A 19,927-nucleotide genomic window follows, 5' to 3' on the forward strand; every position below is an offset into this window, starting at 1 on the left:
AGCACAACCCCTGCCCGCCCCCCCTGAAAAACACATGAAGCTCACCATCAACGACCGGGAGTACGAGGTTCCCGACGAGAACCCCCACCGCGTGCTGCTGTGGGTCCTTCGGGACGAGCTGGGCCTGGTTGGCACCCGCTTCGGCTGCGGTGCCGGCATCTGCGGTGCGTGCACCATCCATGTGAATGGAGTGGCCACGCGCGCATGCCTCACCCCGGTGTCCACGCTGGCCGCTGACGCACGCATCCGCACCGTGGAGGGCCTGTCCACCCCGGGGCCGGATGGCAAACCCCAGCTGCACCCCGTGCAGCGGGCATTCCTCGACGTGCAGGTGCCCCAGTGTGGGTGGTGCATGAGCGGGCAGATGATGAGCGCCGCCGCCCTGCTGGAGCGCAACCCGAGCCCCACGCCCGACCAGGTGGTGGAGGCCATGCAGAACAACTACTGCCGCTGTGGCACCTATTGCCGCATCAAGAAGGCCGTGCTCTCGGCGGCGCAGCAGCTGGCGCAGGAGACGAAGCCGCTGACCCAGGAGACGAAGCCATGAGTGACGCGGTGGCTCCGAAGAAGAGCTGGCGCCCCACGCGCCGGCAGTTCCTGTTGGGCCTCGGCGTGGGTGGCGTGGGAGCGCTCGCCCTGGGCCTGCCCGCCATACGCCTGGAGGTGGCGCGCGCCGTGGACAAGGGCCTCGTCCCCTCGTCGGATCCGCTGGACCCCACCCTCTGGTTCGAGGTCCTGCGGGACGACCGGGTGCGCCTGCACCTGCCCAAGGTGGAGATGGGCCAGGGCATCCACACCGCGCTGGCGCAGATCGCCGCCGAGGAGCTGGAAGTCCCCTGGGAGCGGCTGGAGGTGGTGCACGCCACCACCGCGCATGGACCGGTGGACAAACAAGGCACCTCGGGAAGCATGACGGTGGTGGGCCTGTACCAGCCCCTGCGCGAATCAGCCGCCACGCTGCGGGAGATGCTGCGCGCCGAGGCCGCCCGTCAGCTGGGCGTGCAGGCCAGCGCGATCGTGGCCGCCGGGGGGACGCTGAGCGTGAGGGACCAGCCCGAGAAGAAGCTGCGCTACGGCGAGGTGGTGGCGAAGCACACGGGCACGTGGGAAGTGCCCGAGCAGCCACCGGCGCTCAAGCCGGCGAAGGACTTCCAGTTCATCGGCAAGTCGATGCCGCGTGTGGACCTGGAGGCCAAGCTCACCGGCCAGGGCGTGTATGGCTATGACCAGCGGCTGCCCGGCATGCTGTACGGGGCCACGGCCCGGCCGCCGCGGCTGGGGAGCACGCTGCGCGCCGCGCGTGAGGGCAAGGCGCGCCAGCAGCCCGGCGTGGTGGAGGTGCTGATTGGAAGCGACTTCGCCTCCGTGGCCGCCGAGTCCAGAGAGCAGGCCCACGCGGCCCTGGCGCACCTGGAGCTGGAGTGGACCGAGGGCGAGTCGCTCCAGCAGGCGGACGTCGACGCGCGGACGACGGTGAAGGACGGAGAGGGCGTGCTCGTCCAGGAAGAGGGCGACGTGCCGGCGCACCTGGGGCGCGGCAAGCAACTGAGCGCCGAGTACCGCACGCCGCTGGCGGCGCACGCGCACCTGGAGCCTCAGGCCGCGCTGGTGGAGGTGAAGCCGGAGCGGGTGCGGGTGTGGACGTCCACCCAGATGCCCGGGAGCATCCGCAAGCAGGTGGCGAAGGCGCTGGAGCGGGACGAGGAGAGCGTCGAGATCGTCCCCACGCACCTGGGGGGTGGCTTCGGCCGGCGCCTGGACGCGAAGGCCCCCATCGAGGCCGCTCGGCTGTCCCGAGCCACGGGCCGGCCGGTGCACGTGGGGTGGACGCGCGCCGAGGAGTTCCGCCATGGCTTCTTCCGCCCGCCCACGCACCACGTACTGAAGGCCTCGCTGGAGTCCGGCAAGGTGCTGGCCTTCGACCACCAGCAGGCCAGCGGTGACGTGATCTTCGCGCTGATGCCCGGAGCCGTGAGCGCGGTGATGGGAGCGGACTTCGGCTCCTGGCGAGGGGCCACCATCCGCTACGACATGCCCCACCGCCGGACGCTGGCCCAGCGTGTGGAGCTGCCCGTGCCCACCGCCACCTGGCGGGGCCTGGGCCTGCTGGCCAACACCTTCGCGGTGGAGGGCTTCATGGACGAGCTCGCCCACGCGGCGGGCGAGGACCCACTGGCCTTCCGGCTCAAGCACCTCGGCGACGACGAAATGGGACGCCGCTTCCGCCGGGTGCTGGAGGCCGCGGCGAAGAAGGCCGGCTGGGGCACGGCCGCTCCCGAGGGCCGGGCGCGGGGCATCGCGTGCTCCGTGGACATGAACACCGTGGTGGCCCAGGTGGCCGAGGTCTCCGTGGAGAACGGGCGGCCGCGCGTGCACCGCTTCACCTGCGCCGTGGACTGCGGGCTCGTCATCAACCCGGACGGCGCCGCCGCCCAGGTGGAGGGCGGCATCATGATGGCCCTGAGCTCCACCCTCTCTGAGCGGATCACGCTCAAGAACGGGCAGGTGGAGGCGGAGAACTTCTACGACTACCCGCTGCTGACGATGCGGGAAGCGCCGGACATCGACACGCTGCTGGTGGGCGAGGGCGACAAGCCGCTCGGCATGGGCGAGCCGCCCATGGGTCCGGTGGCCGCCGCCGTGGCCAATGCCCTCTTCACGCTCACCGGGAAGCGCTTGCGGACCCTGCCCCTGAAGCTCTAAGGCGGGCCCATGCCCCTCCCGCTCCAGAAGAAGGTCGTGCTGGGCCTCCAGCACACCATCGCCATGTTCGGCGCCACGGTGCTGGTGCCGCTGCTCACCGGCCTCAATCCCAGTGTGGCCCTCTTCGGAGCCGGGCTCGCCACCCTCCTCTTCCACGTGCTCACCGGGCTGGGCGTGCCCATCTTCCTGGGCAGCAGCTTCGCCTTCATCGCCCCCATCATCGCCGTGCTGAAGGCCGAGGGCCCCGCCGCCGTGGGCGGTGGGCTCCTCGCCGCGGGCGCCATGTACCTCGTCTTCTCCGCCCTGGTGAAGGCCGTGGGCATCCGCCTCGTCCAGCAGGTGTTTCCCCCCATCGTCACCGGCCCCGTCATCATCGTCATCGGGCTGAGCCTCGCCGGCGTCGCCGTCAACCAGGCGCAGAGTCACTGGGTCCTCGCGCTCGTCACGCTGCTGGCCGCCATCGTCACCAGCGTCTTCGCCCGCGGCCTCTTCAAGATGATTCCCATTCTCATCGCCGTCATCACCGGCTACCTCGTCGCGCTGGTGCTCGGCGCCGTGGAGCCCGCGAAGCTCGGCGCCATCCGCGATGCCGCCTGGGTGGGCCTGCCTCCCTTCCACGGCCCCGCGTTCTCGTGGAGCGCCATCTTCGTGCTCGCCCCGGTGGCGATCGTCACCTTCATCGAGCACATCGGCGACGTCATCGTGAATGGCCGCGTGGTGGGGAAGAACTTCCTCGAGCGCCCCGGCCTGCCGCGGACCCTCTTCGCCGATGGCCTCGCCAACATGGCCTCGGCGGTGCTCGGAGGCCCCGCCGCCACCACCTACGCGGAGAACACGGGGGTGCTCGCCGTCACCCGTGTCTATGATCCCGCGGTGCTGCGCATCGCCGCCGGCTTCGCCATGCTCTTCGGCCTCTCGCCCAAGCTGGCCGCCGTCTTCCAGAGCCTCCCCGCGGGCGTGCTCGGCGGCGTCAGCATCCTGCTCTTCGGGATGATCGCCTCCGTGGGCATCCGCACCCTCTCCGAGGCGCGCATCGACTTCGCCCACAGCCGCAACCTCATCGTCGTCAGCCTCATCCTCGTGCTCGGCCTGGGCGGCGCGAAGATTCCCGTGGCCTTCGGCGACGTGCACCTGGAGTTGCACGGCATGGCATTGGCCGCGCTCGTGGGCATCCTCGCCAATGCGCTGTTGCCCGCCTCGCTCGACCGCGAGGAGGTGGATGCCCATCCCGCCGGGGAGCCCCCGTCCGGCTCGTGACAGGGGCTCAACCCGGGAACTCCGATACCCTCACCCCGTCCCTCTCCCGGGGGGAGAGGGGTTGTGACTCAGGCCTTGTCGTCCTTGTCCTCGGCACCAGCGTGGCGCCGGCCCAGCTTGCGGTAGATGGTCTTCCGGTCCACCCCGAGGATGCGCGAGGCCAGCGTCCGGCTGCCCCCCACCGCCTCCAGCACCCGCTGGATGTAGCGGCGCTCCATCTCCTCGAGTGACACCAGCTCGGACACGTCATCCGCCTGGGCACGGTTGGAGCCGCGGTAGTCGCGGATGCGCTCGGGCAGGTCCTCCACGGTGAGCTGCTCGTAGGAGGTGAGGGCCACGGCGCGCTCGATGCAATTCTGCAACTCACGCACGTTGCCGGGCCAGGTGTAGGCCAGCAGCCGCTGGGCCGCTGCGGGGCTGAGTCCCAGGACGCGCTTGCCGCCGCGGCCGGCGAAGTGCTCCACGAAGCGCTGGGCCAGCAGCAGCACGTCATTGCCGCGGGCACGCAGCGGGGGCAGCTCCAGGCCGATGACGTTGAGCCTGTAGTACAGGTCCTCGCGGAAGCGCCCCTCCTCCACGGCCAGCTCCAAATCCCGGTTGGTGGCGGCGACGATGCGCGCGTCGAAGGGCAGCTCCGAGTCCCCTCCCACCGGACGCACCGTGCGCTCCTGCAGGGCCCTCAGCAGCTTGGGCTGCAACGCCAGGGGCATCTCCCCCACCTCGTCCAGGAAGAGGGTGCCGCCATTGGCCTTGATGAAAAGGCCGGTGCGCGCGGCCTTGGCATCCGTGAAGGCCCCCTTGGCGTGGCCGAACAGCTCGCTCTCCAGGAGCTGCTCGGGCATGGCCGCGCAGTTGATGGCCACGAAGGGCCCCGCGTGGCGCCGGCCGCGCGCGTGCAGGGCCCGGGCGGCCACCTCCTTGCCCGTGCCGCTCTCCCCGGTGATCAGCACCGAGGTGTCCGAGTCCGCCACCCGCTCGATGAGCTCATACACCCGGCGCAGTGCCGGGCTCTCCCCCACCCAGCCTCCGTCCGCGGACGCATCCCCCAGGGCCTGGCGCAGCCGGCGCACCTCCTCGCGCAGTGCCCGGTGCTGCACCGCCCGCTCCAGCACCAGCACCAGCGCGTCCACGTCCACCGGCTTGGTGACGAAGTCGTACGCCCCCGCCCGGATGGCCGCCACCGCCGTCTCCAACGTGCCGAACGCCGTCAGCACCACCACCGGAATGTCCGGCCGGTTGAGGACGATGCGCTCGCACAGCTCCAACCCGTCCATGCCCGGCATCCGCAGGTCCGTGAGGACGGTGTCGAAGTCCTCCGTCTCCAGCAACGGGAAGGCCTCGTCCGCACGGCCTCGCACCGTGGGGATGAACCCCCGGCGCGCCAACCCCTTCTCCAACAGCGCGCGCATCTCACGCTCGTCCTCGACGATCAGGATGCGGCCCTTCGTCGCGCTCATGCCTCGGCCTCCTGGGACTCGCCGCCCCCGGGTGGAAGGAAGATGGAAAAGCAACTCCCGCGCCCGGGCTCGCTGCTCACGGATATCCATCCTCCATGGTCCCGGATGAGTCCATAGGAGACGGACAGCCCCAGGCCCGTCCCCTCCCCCACGTCCTTGGTGGTGAAGAAGGGCTCGAAGACGCGCGGGAGCGTCTCCGGGGAGATGCCCTCCCCCTCGTCCAACACGTCCATGCGCACCCACTCGGCCTCGGGGCCACCCAGCTCCACTGGAGGCAGGGCGCGCGCGTGGCCCAGCCGCACCCTCAAGGTGCCCGGGCGCTTCATCGCGTGGATGCCATTGACGACCAGGTTGGTGAGCGCCTGCTGGATCTGCCCACCGTCCACCTCCAGCCGCAGCGGCCCCTCGGCCTCGCTGGCGAGGTGGATGCCCCGCCGCGTCGCCAGGGGGTGCAACATCCGCAGCGTGTGCGCCACCAGCTCCGCCAGGTCTTCCGGGGCCCGCTGGGGCGTGCGCCGCCGGGCGAAGTCCAGCAACTGCCGGATGATGCCCGTCATGTGCTGCACCTGCTGAGTGATGATCTGCGCGCACTCGCGCGTCTCGTCGCCCTCGGCCTCCCCGGAGGCGATCATCTTCGCCCGGCCGAGCACCACGTTGAGCGGAGTGCCCAGCTCATGGGCCACGCCGGAGGCGAGCTTGCCCACCGTGCCCAGCCGGTCCGCGTGCCGCAGGTGCTCGAGCGTGGCCAGGCGCGCCGCCGTCTCGGCCGCCACCTGGGCGCGAGCGGCCGCCAGCCCACTGGCCATCTGGTTCATCGCCTCCGCGAGGGTGGACAGCTCGTCCTTCTGTCGCAGGTGGACGCGCGCCTCCAGGTCTCCCTGGCCGATGCGCCGCGTGAACTCCACCAACTGCTCCACCGGACGGCCCACCAGCCGGTGGCCCATGGCCATGGCCACGCCCAGGAAGGCCAGGAAGATGAGGGCCGTGGCCACCGCCATGCCCAGCACCGTCCGGCTCACGTACAGGCGCTGCTCCGTCAGGGGCTCGGTGATTTCGATGACGCCCTGCCGGGGGCCGATGCCCACCGGGGTGAAGGAGCGCAGCACGCCCGGAGCCCGCCGCTCGTCCACGAAGGAAACGTCCTGCCCCGCGAGCAGCTCCGCCCGTTGCTCGGACGACAGGTCCGCCGCCTCCGGCGAGTCCAGCCAGAGCCAGCTCAGCTTCACCTGCTCCTGGAAGCGGTTGGCCTGCGACAGCAACATCAGCGCCTGCTCCCCGCCCTCCACCTCCCAGGCCCGGACGAGGGAGCCACCCAGCGCGTGGCCGAGCAGGCGGTGATCCTGCTGCATGTCCAGGGCCGATCGGGACAGCTCCCGCCGCACCTCCACCGTCTCCAGCCCCGCGATGACCGCGAAGGCGAGCAGCACCAGGGCGAAAACGAGCTTCCTCGCGAGCGTCATGCCGCCATCCACACCACGGCCCGCCCCGCGATGTCCAACCTGTCCACTGGCGCGGGGCAGAATGCCCCCTGGGGGCAAAATGCCCCATTCACGTCATGCCGGGAGCCCGGCGCTTCAGTGCCCCGCCTCCACGACGAAGCGCTCGTTGATCTGCCGCTCATCCGAGGCATGCGACACGCGGAACTCGTAGCGGCCCGGCTTGTGGATGCGCACGCGCAGCGGCTGGGCGGCCGAGCCGCTCGGAGCCTCGAACTGGTGCAGGCAGCGATCCGCCTCGCAGCTCACCAGTTGGAGTGCGGGCAGGTGCTCGGCGTGGTGCTCGTGGAAGTTCATCTCGGCCGGGGTCTCCATGTGCACCACGGCCGTGCCCTCGGGGTGGTTGTCGATGTTCCAGGGGAGCTCCACCCAGCCGAAGCCCTCCTCGGGAATCTGGACGGACAGGTGCCGTGCGGGCAGGGACTCGTGGGAGATGAGCTGGGAGTCGTCGCCGTCGAGGTTGACCGTCACTCCCAACATGAGCGCGCCCGTGAGCACCGCGCCCATGGCCACGCGGAGCCCGGCGGAGGCGCGCCAACCGGCGTACTTCGGGGGAGGCGCGGGCCGTGGGGGCGCGGACCGGCCGGCCTCGGCCGCCTCGAGCGCCTCGTGGATGCGGAAACGGGCCTGCGTCGAGGGACGCTCGGAGCGGAAGGCCTGGATGGCGAACCGTGCCTCCTCGGGCAGCGGCGGCAGCTTCGTCTCGTCGTCCTTGCTCACGAGCCTCCTCCTGTGCGCACGGCGCACTCCTGCTGGTCCAGCTCCGCCTGGAAGGCTGTTCCCAACTGGGCCCGGCCGCGGAAGTGACGGCTCTTCACCGTCCCCACGGGCACCCCCAGGATGGAGGCTACTTCCTCGTAGCCCAGCTCTTCCACGTCACACAGCAACACCACCAACCGGTACTTCTCCGGCAAGGCATGCAGGGCGCGCAGCAGCATGGCCGACTGCTCGGACTGACAGGCCCGCGACTCCGGATCCGGCTGCTCCACCCCTCCCGTGAAGAGGGAGCCGAGCACCGACGACGCCCCCTCCAGCACGCTGTCCAGGAGCGAGCGGCGCCGGGCCGCGGACCGCCGGCCCTCGATGAACTGGTTGCGGACGATTCCGCACAACCATCCAAAGAAGGAGCCATGCCCCTGGTAGCTGCCGCGGTGGAGGTACGCCCGCACCAGGGAGTCCTGGAGCAGATCCTCCGCCTCCTCCCGATCCTTGCACAGCGTCAGACAGAACCGATGGAGCCGGGGCATGAGCGCTTCGACGTCGGCCTCGAAACGGGCCCGCTCGTTAGCGGACACGGGGGGCCTGCCTCTCCCGGCCTCTACCTCCAACCACCTGGCGCCCTGTTGTCCCATGCATCACATCCACCCTCCAGACGGAACGAACCGTCGGCCGGTTCCCACTCATTTTGTTTTCCGAGACGTTTCTCGGGAGGTGCCAGGAACCCGGCGGCCGTGCGTCCGGCCCGCCTGGGTGCCCAGAGGGGAAACAAGCGGGAAACGAGGGAAAAAACCCATCACGGGAACCGGAAGGCGGCTCATCCCATCCCCAGTGAATCCGATGCAGAAGAGGAGTCACGAACCCCATGCAATCCCCTTCCACACCTTCCTCCACGCCCCGCCCCGAGCAGGCGGACGCGTCGACCTGGAAGAGTGATCTCGTCTCTGGCTTCCTGGTCTTCCTCATCGCGCTGCCGCTGTGCCTGGGCATCGCCATGGCGAGCGGCTTTCCTCCGGTGTCCGGCATCCTCACCGCGGTGGTGGGCGGCATCCTGTCCTCCTGGCTGGGAAGCGCCCGGCTGACCATCAAGGGGCCAGCGGCGGGTCTCATCGTCATCGCGCTCGGCGCTGTGCAGGAGTTGGGCCAGGGTGACATGGCCCTGGGTTACCGCCGGGCGCTGGCCACCATCGCGGTGGCGGCGGCCATCCAGATCGCCTTCGCGCTGCTGCGCGCCGGAACGCTCGGGGACTTCTTCCCCTCTTCGGTGGTGCACGGAATGCTGGCGGCCATCGGCGTCATCATCTGCTCGAAGCAGGTCCATACGCTGCTGGGCGTGGCGCCCAAGGCCAAGGAGCCGCTGGCGCTGCTGGGTGAGATTCCCCAGAGCGTGGGGCGGCTGAACCCGGAGATCGCCCTCATCGGTGTCATCAGCCTGGTGCTGCTCTTCGGGCACATGGCGCTGTCCAAGAAGGTGGCGATCCTCAAGCGAGTGCCGGCCCCGTTGCTGGTGCTGCTCGCCGCGGTGCCCATGGGTCTGTATTTCGATCTGGACCACGAGCACACCTTCACCTTCTCCGACCACCTGTATTCTGTGGGCCCCAACTTCCTCGTGAACCTGCCGGGCAATCTGCTGTCGGCCATCACCTTCCCGGACTTCTCAGTCGTCGCCTCGAGCACTTCCATCAAGTACATCGTCATGTTCTCCTTGGTGGGCAGCATCGAGTCGCTGCTGAGCGCCAAGGCGGTGGACATGCTGGATCCGCAGAAGCGCCGCTCGGACCTGGACAAGGACCTGCTGGCCACGGGCGTAGGCAACCTCATCGCCGGCCTCATCGGCGGCCTGCCGATGATTTCGGAGATCGTCCGCAGCTCGGCCAACATCGGCTACGGGGCGAAGAGCCGGCTGTCCAACTTCTTCCACGGCCTCTTCCTGCTGTTGTTCGTGACCTTCGCGCCCATGCTCATCCACCGCATTCCGCTGGCCGCGCTGGCCGCGATGCTCATCTTCACCGGCGTGCGGCTGGCGTCGCCGAGCGAGTTCGTGAAGACGTTCCGCATCGGCGCCGAGCAGCTCACCATCTTCAGCTTCACGCTGGTGGTGACGCTGGCCACGGACCTGCTGGTGGGCGTGGCGGCGGGCATCGTGCTGAAGCTGGTGGTGCATGTGATCAACGGCGCGCCGCTCGGCGGCCTGTTCCGGCCCGCCATCGAGGAGCAGCTGCACGGGGACAAGGTGGTGCTGCGCGTGCGGCACGCGGCCGTCTTCAGCAACTACCTCAAACTCAAGAAGCAGATCTCCAAGCACGCCCAGGCGAAGCACGTGGAGCTGGACCTCGAGGACGCGCGCCTGGTGGACCACACGGTGATGGAGCGGCTGCACGAGCTGGAGGATGAGTTCTCCCGCTCGGGCCGGCACCTGCACATCCGTGGGCTGGACCAGCACCGAGGCCTGTCGAGGCACCCGCTCGCCGCGCGCAAGAAGCTGCCGGGCAACAACCCCGTCGGCGCCCAGTAGCCATTCCTTCCGGTACCCCTGAACCAGGACGTCTCAGATGAGCCACTCCCACGCCTCTCCGCACGGCACTCCAGAGGACCGCGGCCAGCACCTGCACGAGGTGCTGAAGCATGCGGCCCACCTGCTGCCGGCCCAGGGCCCCATCGGCGTGTTCGTGCACCACAACACGCTGCATGCCTTCCAGCACCAGCCCTTCCACGAGGCGGTGGAGGCCGCCAGTGCCGTCTTCGGCACGGAGGGCTACTACCCGGAGTCGCGCTTCCGCGAGCTGTACCAGCGCGGACGCATCACCGACGGGGACCTCGAGGCGGCCCTGGCCGAGCGTCACGAGGGCAGGCCGGTGGTGGAGCTCGCTCCGGGCGCCCTCACCCCGCTGGAGGTGGAGCGGCTGGCACTGCGCCACGCCATTCCGGTGGAGACGGCGGCCTCGCTGCGCTGGAAGCTGGAGGAGCTGTCCTCTTCGCGGCGGCTGCGTCCGGACGTGCCGGAGGCGGCGCGGGCCCGGCTGCTGCAACGCTCCACCGAGGGCCTGCGCGGCTGGATGGATCGGGTGGGTAGGGACTGGACCTTGAACGACCTCGCGGCGGCGCTGCTCGGGCCGTCGTGGAAGCCGGCGGACGTGAAGGCGGTGACGCGGGAGCTGGCGGCCATCTTCGGCGGCAATGGCAGCCTGCCCTCCCTGCGCGAGCGCCTGGCGAAGGAGCCGGAGGTGTTCGCGGTGAGTGCGCTGTGGGCCGCCTGCCGGACCCCGCTGCTCACGCCGGAGACCCCGGAAGCGCCGGCTCCGGAGACAGTGCGCAGCCACCGCGAGGTGCTGCGGGACATCACCGGGGAGGATGCGTCGGACCTGGTGAACCCGCACCTCATCCGCGCCTGCGCGGCCTTCCTCGACGAGGGGGTGTCGCACTGGCCCATGCCGGAGCGGGAGCGCGGGCTGTTCGCCGCGTGGCGCGCCTTGAAGCTGCGGGGCAGCGGTGTGTTGCCCCACTGGCTGGCGGGGCTGCACGAGGAGCTCGCCGAGTCCGAGCGCCGGGGCCTGTCCGCCCGGGACACGGTGCTGGCCGCGCTCGACACGCTCGGCGTGCCCGAGTCGCAGTGGGAGGAGTACGTCGTCCGGGTGCTGCTGGCGCTGCCCGGCTGGGCCGGCATGGTGAGCCGCCTGGAGCAGAACCCCGCGGACCGCGCTCCGGGGGCGCCTCCGGCCGCGCTGGTGGACTTCCTCGCCGTGCGCCTCACGCTGGAGCTGTACGCGCTGCGGGACGTGGCGAAGCGGCGCCTGGAGTACACGGGTCCGCTCTCCGGGTTGATGGTGCACGCCCGGAACCTGCCGCCCCGGAACGGCTTCACCGAGCGCCCGGAGGAGGAGGGCAGCTGGCGTTTCTTCCAGCTCGCGCAGGTGGCCGGACTCTCCGCGCCGGAGGTGGCCGGGCTTCCGGTGTCCCAGCGCCGCACGCTGCTCACGTGGCTGGAGTCCTTCGACGAGCTGGCGCGCCGCCGGGTGTGGCAGGAGGCCTACGAGCACCGCTACCGCATGGAGGTGCTGCACGGCCTGGAGCAGAACCAGCAGCGTCCCGAGCCGCTGCGGACGGTACACGGCGCCCGCTTCCAGGTGTTCTTCTGCATCGACGACCGGGAGGAGGCCATCCGCCGGCACTTCGAGGAGCTGAGCCCCGCGCACGAGACGTTCGGCGCGGCGGGCTTCTTCGGCGTGGCCATGGACTACCGGGGTCTGGACGACGCGAGCCATGCCTCGCTGTGCCCGGTGGTGGTGACGCCCGGGCACGAGGTGGTGGAGCAGGCGCACCCGGGGCACGAGCACCTGGCGCGGGCCCGCGCCCGGACGCGCGCCCTGTGGGCCCGCTTCGACCACTGGCTGCACGGCGGGGCCCACTCGCTGGAGCTCGGCTGGCTGCTGACGCCGCTGGTGGGGTTGCTCTCCGCGCTGCTGCTGCCGCTGCATGTCTTCTTCCCGCATCAGGTGGACCGGATGCGCCGGGCGCTCGCCAGGAAGATGGTGCCCACGCCGCGCACGAAGCTGGCGAGCCTGCGGGACGAGTCGCTCCCCGCGCCCCAGGTGGGCAAGTCGCGGGGCTTCACCGTGGCCGAGAAGGCGGACCGGGTGGCGGCCCTGCTGGACAACGTGGGGCTGGTGAAGGACTTCGCCCCGCTGGTGCTGCTGCTGGGGCACGGGGCGGTGAGCGTCAACAACCCGCACATGTCCGCCTATGACTGCGGTGCCTGCGGCGGCCGCCACGGCGGCGCCAACGCGCGCCTCTTCGCGGAGATGGCCAACCGGCCCGAGGTGAGAGCGCGCCTGCGCGAGCGCGGCATCCACATTCCCGCCGGCACCTGGTTCATCGGTGGGCTGCACAACACCACCACCGACGAGGTGGTGCTCCTCGACACGGAGGAAGTGCCTCGGGCCTTGCAGGGCGAGCTGGAGGAATTCCGGCGCGAGATGGACGAGGCGCGGGCCCTCTCCGCGCACGAGCGCTGCCGGCGCTTCGAGTCCGCTCCGGCCCGGCTCTCGCCCAGGGCCGCGCTGCGCCACGTGGAGGAGCGCGCGGTGGACCTCAGCCAGGCCCGCCCCGAGCTGGGCCACGTCACCAACGCCTCCTGCATCGTGGGCCGCCGCTCCCTGTCCCGCGGCCTCTTCCTGGACCGGCGCGCCTTCCTCGTCTCGTACGATCCCACCCACGATCCCACGGGCTCCATCCTCGAGCGCGTCCTGCTGGCGGTGGGGCCGGTGGGCGCCGGCATCAACCTCGAGTACTACTTCTCGTGCGTGGACAATGACCGGTACGGGTGCGGCACCAAGCTGCCCCACAACCTCACCGGCCTGCTCGGGGTGATGGACGGCGTGGAGAGCGATCTGCGCACCGGCCTGCCCCGGCAGATGATTGAAATTCACGAGCCCATGCGCCTGCTGCTCGTCGTGGAGGCGAGCGTGGCGAAGCTCGCGGCCATCTACGAGCGCCAGGCGTCCATCCGCGAGCTGGTGGGCAACGAGTGGGTGCAGCTGGTGAGCGTGGACCCGGAGACGGGCGTGATGACGCGCTTCACGCCCAAGGGGGGCTTCCGTCCGGTGGCCCTGCCCTCGACGAAGCTGCCGGTGGTGGCGCACTCGACCGATTGGTACCAGGGGCATCGGGACTTCCTGCCTCCGGCGTTGATTCAGCTGGCGGAGCCCTCGGGCTCGGCGGTCCCCCGGGTGGGCCGCGGCGCCATTCCCTCGCTTCAGGGAGATTCCATCCATGCAGCTCAGTGACGTCGTGGTGGGAGGAATCGCCACCACCGTTCCGTTCTGGCCCCTGCTGGCCTTCGTGGGGCTGGGGCTCGTGACGCTGGCGCATCGCACGCCGAGCGAGCGGACGGTGGCGGGGTGCGTGTTGTGGTCGCTGTCGTTGTCGCTCATTGGCTCGCTGGCGACGGCGGCCTTCATGCTGTCGCACCACCAGGATGTATTGATGGTGGACGTGGGCCCCTGGTTCTCCACGGGGACGTACACCTTCGAGATCTCCTTCCTGGTGGACCGGCTGTCGGTGACGATGATGGTGCTGTCGAGCGCCATCAGCCTGCTCATCGGCCGCTTCTCGGTGAACTACCTGCACCGCGAGCCGGGCTTCACGCGCTTCTTCCTGCTGCTGGCGCTGTTCGCCACGGGGATGATGCTGCTGGTGGAGGCGGGCAGCATCGACCTGCTCTTCGTGGGCTGGGAGCTGGTGGGGCTCACCTCGGCGCTGCTCATCGGCTTCTTCCACGAGCGGACGACGCCGGTGAGGGCGGGGCTGAAAGCCTTCACCATCTACCGGCTGTGTGACATCGGCCTGCTGCTGGCGGTGGTGCTGCTGCACCACTACGCCGGGAGCGCGGAGTGGGTGGAGGCCTTGGGCGAGTGGGCGTGGCCGGGCCCGGCGGCGGTGATGGGTGTGGGGCCGGCGACGGTGCTGGGGCTGTGCCTGGTGCTGGCGGCCATGGGCAAGTCGGCGCAGCTGCCCTTCAGCAGCTGGCTGCCGCGCGCCATGGAGGGCCCCACGCCGTCGAGCGCGCTCTTCTATGGAGCGCTGTCGGTGCACGCGGGCCTGTACCTGTTGCTGAGGGCCGAGCCCCTGCTGCAGCGCGCGCCGCTGGCGTCCGGGGTGCTGGTGGTAGTGGGCCTGCTGACTGCGCTGCACGCCACGCTGGTGTGGCGCGTGCAGACGGACGTGAAGAGCGCGCTGGCGTACGCGGTGCTCACCCAGGTGGGCCTGATGTTCGCCGAGGTGGGCATGGGGTGGTACCGGCTGGCGCTGGTGCACCTGGTGGCCCACGCCTGCCTGCGCTGCCTGCAACTGCTGCGCGCCCCATCCGCGCTGCGCGAGGTGCAGATGCGGCACGCTGCCACCCAAGGCGTGAAGCCGCCGTCGGTGGCGGTGGCCCACCATGTGATGCCCGAGGGCCTGCGGCAGCGCTTCTACCGGCTGGCGCTCGAGCGCTTCGCACTGGACGTGCTGCACGAGCAGTGGGCGCTGCGTCCGCTGCTGTGGCTCGGCGCGTGGATCGACAAGGCGGAGCGGGTGTGGGTGGGCGTCGTGAGCGGCTGGATTCCGCGTGCGGCGGAGACCCGGCGGTTGGAATCCGAGCACCGTACGGCCACGGAGCCGTCGGACGGCAAGTCGACAGGAGCGGTGTGAGATGCAAGCGAGTGTCCTTCCTCTTCTCTCGATGATGGTTCTGCTGCCGGCGCTGGGCGCGGCGGTGCTGGGGCGGGTGGTGTCGCCGGAGCGCACCCGCCGGATGGCGGTGACGGTGGCGTCGCTCGCGCTGGTGCTGGCGGTGGGCGTGCTGGCGCTCTTCCAAGCCGGCGCGGGAGCACAGGCGACGGCGTCCTGGGGCCAGGTGCCGGGGCTCGGGCTGAGCCTGCGGCTGGGCGTGAATGGCATGAGCGTGGTGGCGATGCTGCTCACCGCGCTGCTCACCCTGGGACTGGTGGCGGCAGGTCCTCGCCAGATGCTGGACCTGGCGACGCTCCGGGCCCTGCTGCTCACCGAGAGCGCCGCGCTCGGCTTCTTCTTCGTGCAGGACCTGGGGCTGATGCTCGTCTTCTGGGTGGCCATGCTGCTGCCAGCGGAGGTGCTCATCTCCCGCCGGGCCAAGGCCCAGCCGGAAGCGCGGGCGCTGCGGACCTTCCGCATCTACCTGCTGGCGGGCTCGCTGCCGCTGCTGGCGGCGGTGGTGCTGCTGGGGCTGCCGGGCTGGCAGTCCGGCGCGGAGGCCCCGCTCGGCCTGTCCGAGCTGCTCGCGCGAGGCATTCCCGCCCCGCGGCAGACGGCCATCCTGGCGCTGATGATGCTGGCGGTGGCCTTCCGCATGGCGGTGGTGCCCTTCCACTCGTGGCTGCCCGTGCTGCTGGCGCGGGGGCCCTTCGGCGTGGGGCTGCTGATGGTGAACGCCCACACGGGGCTGTACCTGCTGGTGCGGGTGGCGATGCCCTTGCTGCCCGAGGCGTGGACGGCCTTCAGCCCGCTGATCGAAGGCGTGGGCCTCTTCTGCGCCTTCTACGGGGCGGTGCTGGCGCTGGCCCAGGTGGACCTGCGCCGCACGGTGGGCTTCCTGCTGGTGAGCCAGTCGGGGCTGATGCTGGCGGGGCTCGCGGAGCGCAACCCCGAGAGCCTCGCCGGGGCGCTGCTGCAGAGCGTAGCCGCGGCGGTGCCGCTGACGGGGCTGATGCTGGTGGTGCGGGCCATCGAGGTGCGCACGGGCACGGCGGACATGACGCGGCTGGGCGGGCTGGTGCGCCGCGGCCCGAGGATGGCGGCCCTCTTCTTCCTGCTAGGTATCGCCAGCCTGGGTTTCCCGGGCACGCTGAGCTTCGTGGGCGAGGACCTGTTGCTCCACGGAATCCTCGGCACGCATCCGCTGGTGGCGCTGCCGCTGCTGCTCACCACCGCCATCAACGGCATCACCTTCCTGCGGGCCTTCCAGCGCACCTTCCTCGGGGTGCCGGCGCACGGCCATGCGTCCGTGCTCGCCACGGTGGAGGATCTGCTCCCTCGCGAGCGGATCGCCGCGCTGGCCTGCTGCGTGCTGGCCTTCCTGGGCGGGCTGTTCCCCGGACCGCTGATGCGCCTGCGGGAGCACGAGGTGTCGTCCCTGTCGGTCCCGGCGGCCGGCGCGGCGCACGCCGATGCCGGGGCTCACGGTCCGGCCATCGCCTCCCACTGAAGGACTCACCGCGTGTTGACCGCACGGAGGATGAGCTGGGGGAGCAATTCCTCCCGGAACTTCCTCCAGATGGACACATGGTTGTAGTTGCCAGCGGTGAACATGACGACGAGGTCGAGCTCGGGGACGACCATCACCAACTGCCCACCGTTCCCGCTCGCCTCATACTCTGAATAGACGCGGTCGCCGGCGCGGATGTCATGGCGCCACCATGTGTAGCCGTACGTTCTGCCTGGCTCCAGGGTCGCGTGCTTCGCCGTGGAGCGCTCGACCCATTGCTTGCTCACGACACGCCTCCCGTTCCACATGCCGCCGGAGAGGTAGAGCTGCCCGAGCTTCAACGCATCACGCGGGCGCATGTAGATGCCCCCACCCAGGTACTGCTCGCCCGAGGGCATCAGGTCGACATGGTATTTCCGCATCTGGAGCGGCGTGGCCAGATGGCGCTCGAAGAACTCCGGAATCCAGGTGTGCGTGGCGTTGCGAAGGACCCCGCCCAGGAGGTTGATGTTCGCGGAGCAGTACACGCCCTTCTCTCCCGGCGCCGTCACCATGGGCAGGTCGAGCGTGTACTTGTACCAGTCCGCCACATCGTCCTGGAGCCGCTCCTCGTTCCCCGGAGAGGACGCATCATCGTCGTCGCACGCCAGGCCCGTCGACATCGTCATCAGATGCTCCACCGTGAGGCCGCGCTTGCGCTCGTCCAGGTGGGAGATGCCGCCCTGGTACTCGGGGAACAGGGAGACCACGGGCGTGTCGACGGAAAAGGCCGCCCCCTGGTCGAGCGCAATGCCAATCAGCACCGAGGCATAGGTCTTCGCCGCGGAGCGGAGGTCATGCGGCCGCTCCTTGTCGAAACCGTAAAAATACTCCTCGACCACCAGCTTTCCATGGCGCGCGATGAGCAGCCCCTGGATTGCTGGAGCCGAATTTGGGCCGGGCTCCTGCTCGAGGATCTGCCGCACGAGCTGGCGGATGGGCTCGGCATCCATGCCGACGTCGGCGAGCGAGGCAGTTGCCCAGCCATCCTCCTCCGCGATGGGTGGGCGGTAGAGGTACGGGCCCGGTGCCGGCGTGCGCGGGTAGAGACCCACGGCATGGTTCCGGTCGCGCCGTGTGAAGTCGAAGGTGCGGTCCAACTGCGGGAAGAGCAGCGACAACCGCTCGGCCCGCGCGTCGACCGTGCCCTCGAAGCTCATCCCACCCGAAGTGGCGACGAGCCGGACCACGCCCTGCCGGAGGGTGACGCGGAACATCAGCCTGTTTCCGAAGTTCCTCTCCGGATTGCGGAAGAAGGCACCGATGGACCCATCCGGCTGCTTCTGGACCACCAGGTACAGGGAGAACCGGTCCTCGAGTGGAGCCACCTCTCCGCGCCAGACGTCCTTTTGAAGGGAGCGCAGCTCCACCGGGGTGGCGAACCGCATCCCGCTCATGAGGACGCGTGGTTGCAGCCAATGCCCGCGGATGCTCTTCCCGTCCTCCGCCACCGAGGCCCGCAGCTCCCCCTGCCCTCCCGGAAGAACGACGGAGACCTTCTTTCCCTCCACCCGTGCTGGCACGTCGAAGCCCGCGATGCGGGCACGCCACACGTCCGCGCTACGCACCAGGGTCAATTCCCCATGGACTTCCGGACCCAGACGCGGCTCGCTTCCCCATATCCCGACGAGCTGCTCCACCGGGGCTCGCGGCGCCGGACCGGCGGCCACGAACGCGGGGAACAAAGTCAGGAGGAGCCACGCCACCCGCCAGGCTCGAGCCGTCTCGTTGCGAAGGGCAGTCATCGAGCGATGCTGCCACAGCGCATACGGCGGACGCAGAAGGCATCCGCCTCCCGCGAGCCTTCTCACAGGCCGAGAAGAAGGTTCAGTCCTTCTTGGCGGGCTGCTGCGACATGGCCCGCAGCTCCGTGCGGCGGATCTTCCCGCTCACCGTCTTGGGCAGCTCCGTAACGAACTCGATGTCCCGCGGGTACTTGTACGGGGCCGTCGTCTTCTTCACATGCTCCTGGAGCTCCTCGGCGAGCTTCTCCGAGCCGGTGAACCCCGGCGCCAGCACCACGTAGGCCTTGATGCGCTGGCCGATGCGCTCGTCCGGGACCCCCACCACCGCAGACTCCGCCACCGCCGCGTGCTCCAGCAGCGCCGATTCCACCTCGAAGGGGCCCACGCGGTAGCCAGACGTCTTGATGACGTCATCACTGCGCCCCACGAACCAGAGGTAGCCGTCCGCGTCCTTCACCGCCCGGTCTCCCGTCACGTACCAATCGCCCCGGAAGGCCGCCAGATTCGCCGAGTCGTCGTTGAGGTAACCCGTGAAGAGGCCCACCGGCGGCACCGGCTTCACCCTCACGGCGATGTCTCCCTCCTGGCCGGTGGGGACTTCCTTCCCCTCACCGTCGATGACGGACACGTCGAAGCCCGGCGACGGCTTGCCCATGGAGCCCGCCTTCGGCTCCAGCGCGGGGAACATGCCCACCACCACCACGGACTCCGTCTGCCCGTAGCCCTCGCGGATGTGCAGCCCCGTGGCCTGCTTCCAGGTGTCGATGACCTCGGGGTTGAGTGGCTCGCCCGCGCTCAGCGCGTGCCGGATGGAGGACAGGTCGTACTGCGACAGGTCCTGCAACACGAGGGCCCGCCACGCCGTGGGCGGCGCGCAGAACGTCGTCACCCGTTGCTGCTCGAGCATCCGGAGGATGCGCGCGGCGTCGAAGCGTCCCCGATAGTCGTACACCACGTTGCACGCGCCCTGGCTCCACGGGCCGAACAGCTTGCCCCACGCGCACTTGGCCCAGCCGGTGTCCGACAGCGTCAGGTGCCGGTCCTCGGGGGTCAGGTCCAGCCAGTAGCGGCCGGTGATCTGATGCCCCAGGCCGTAGCTGGCCTGCGTGTGCTGCACCATCTTCGGCATGCCCGTGGTGCCCGAGGTGAAATAGATGAGCATCGGGTCGTCCGCCCGCGTGCGCTCGAAGTTCCCACCGTGCTGGCCGGTGCCCGCGGAGCCCGGCGCGTAGGACACCCAGGGCGAGGGCGCGTTGCCCACGGCCACCCACGTCTCCACGCGGCCCGTGCCCGCCAGGCCCTCGAATCTGTCCAGGCAGCTCGTGTCGGCGATGACGCCGTTGGCATCCGCGGCCAGCAGCCGGTAGCGGATGTCCTTGGCGGTGAGCATGGGCGTACCGGGCATGAAGACGATGCCCGCGCGGATGCAGCCCAGCACGAGGAACCACCACTCCGGAATGCGCGGCATCATCACGAAGACGCGGTCGCCCTTGTGCAGGCCCTGGCTGGTGAGGAACTGCGCGGCGTGCAGCGAGTGCTGTTTCACGTCCTTCCACGTGAAGAGCCGCGAGTGTCCCGCCTCGTCACTCCACTGAAGGGCGGGGGCATCGGGACGCTCGGAGGCCCAGCGGTCGACGAAGTCGGCGGCGAAGTTGAAGTACTCGGGGCGCTCCCACTGGAAGGCCCGGTGGGTGGCCTCGTAGTCGGTCATGTTGCGCGGAGAGGGTGTGGACATGACTCGCTCCTGGAGTGAAGGACGCCGCGAGCCTGCCACGGCACGGGCTGGCAAAGCAC

Annotated in this window: 13 protein-coding genes; 7 read left to right on the plus strand and 6 right to left on the minus strand. The window is 70.1% G+C overall.

Annotated elements, in window-relative coordinates; all coding sequences use genetic code 11:
* The first annotated feature begins 34 nt into the window (after window positions 1-34).
* Genes BO221_RS10995 through BO221_RS11005 form a run of 3 tightly spaced genes read left to right on the plus strand, consistent with a single transcriptional unit; the run spans window position 35 to window position 3,960 of the window.
* Window positions 35-547 carry a (2Fe-2S)-binding protein gene (locus BO221_RS10995; RefSeq protein WP_073560379.1) on the plus strand — a complete coding sequence of 171 codons (513 nt, stop codon included), beginning with the start codon at window positions 35-37 and terminating at the stop codon, window positions 545-547.
* Window positions 544-2,703 carry a molybdopterin cofactor-binding domain-containing protein gene (locus BO221_RS11000; protein WP_073560380.1) on the plus strand — a complete coding sequence of 720 codons (2,160 nt, stop codon included), beginning with the start codon at window positions 544-546 and terminating at the stop codon, window positions 2,701-2,703. Before BO221_RS10995 ends, BO221_RS11000 begins: the two co-directional genes overlap by 4 nt.
* A 9-nt stretch (window positions 2,704-2,712) precedes the next feature.
* Window positions 2,713-3,960, plus strand: coding sequence for a uracil-xanthine permease family protein (locus BO221_RS11005; RefSeq protein WP_073560381.1), 1,248 nt, complete (start codon window positions 2,713-2,715; stop codon window positions 3,958-3,960).
* Between the two features lie 68 nt (window positions 3,961-4,028).
* Here the strand turns inward: BO221_RS11005 and BO221_RS11010 are convergent, their stop codons facing one another.
* From BO221_RS11010 to BO221_RS11025, 4 genes are all read right to left on the minus strand, one after another.
* Window positions 4,029-5,417: a sigma-54 dependent transcriptional regulator gene (locus tag BO221_RS11010; protein ID WP_073560382.1), complete on the minus strand. Its 1,389-nt coding sequence runs from the start codon at window positions 5,415-5,417 to the stop codon at window positions 4,029-4,031.
* Complete coding sequence (locus BO221_RS11015) at window positions 5,414-6,877, minus strand: sensor histidine kinase (protein WP_073560383.1); 1,464 nt, start codon at window positions 6,875-6,877, stop codon at window positions 5,414-5,416. Before BO221_RS11015 ends, BO221_RS11010 begins: the two co-directional genes overlap by 4 nt.
* Window positions 6,878-6,991: 114 nt before the next feature.
* The gene (locus BO221_RS11020) at window positions 6,992-7,633 is read right to left on the minus strand and encodes a hypothetical protein (protein ID WP_073560384.1); all 642 of its coding nucleotides are present in this window, start codon (window positions 7,631-7,633) and stop codon (window positions 6,992-6,994) included.
* Entirely contained in the window at window positions 7,630-8,208 is a 579-nt protein-coding gene (locus BO221_RS11025; protein WP_073560385.1) for an RNA polymerase sigma factor, read from the minus strand. The genes BO221_RS11020 and BO221_RS11025 overlap by 4 nt, the downstream gene beginning before the upstream one ends.
* 287 nt (window positions 8,209-8,495) lie before the next feature.
* On the opposite strand from BO221_RS11025, the gene BO221_RS11030 reads away from it, so the two are divergent.
* Genes BO221_RS11030 through BO221_RS11045 form a run of 4 tightly spaced genes read left to right on the plus strand, consistent with a single transcriptional unit; the run spans window position 8,496 to window position 16,349 of the window.
* Window positions 8,496-10,145, plus strand: a complete 1,650-nt coding sequence (locus BO221_RS11030) for a SulP family inorganic anion transporter (protein WP_073560386.1) — start codon at window positions 8,496-8,498, stop codon at window positions 10,143-10,145.
* Window positions 10,146-10,182: 37 nt separating this feature from the next.
* Window positions 10,183-13,413, plus strand: a complete 3,231-nt coding sequence (locus BO221_RS11035; RefSeq protein ID WP_073560387.1) for a YbcC family protein — start codon at window positions 10,183-10,185, stop codon at window positions 13,411-13,413.
* Window positions 13,400-14,818, plus strand: coding sequence for a proton-conducting transporter membrane subunit (locus BO221_RS11040; protein ID WP_073560388.1), 1,419 nt, complete (start codon window positions 13,400-13,402; stop codon window positions 14,816-14,818). Before BO221_RS11035 ends, BO221_RS11040 begins: the two co-directional genes overlap by 14 nt.
* Before the next feature lies 1 nt (window position 14,819).
* Window positions 14,820-16,349 carry a NuoM family protein gene (locus BO221_RS11045; protein WP_073560389.1) on the plus strand — a complete coding sequence of 510 codons (1,530 nt, stop codon included), beginning with the start codon at window positions 14,820-14,822 and terminating at the stop codon, window positions 16,347-16,349.
* Between the two features lie 5 nt (window positions 16,350-16,354).
* Here BO221_RS11045 and BO221_RS11050 read toward each other — a convergent pair whose 3' ends face one another.
* Entirely contained in the window at window positions 16,355-18,133 is a 1,779-nt protein-coding gene (locus BO221_RS11050; RefSeq protein ID WP_083680942.1) for a serine hydrolase, read from the minus strand.
* An 82-nt stretch (window positions 18,134-18,215) separates the two neighbouring features.
* Window positions 18,216-19,868, minus strand: a complete 1,653-nt coding sequence (locus BO221_RS11055) for an acyl-CoA synthetase (protein WP_198956096.1) — start codon at window positions 19,866-19,868, stop codon at window positions 18,216-18,218.
* Window positions 19,869-19,927 lie beyond the last annotated feature (59 nt).

This window comes from Archangium sp. Cb G35 (assembly GCF_001896145.1).
GTDB classification, from domain to species: Bacteria; Myxococcota; Myxococcia; order Myxococcales; family Myxococcaceae; genus Archangium; species Archangium violaceum.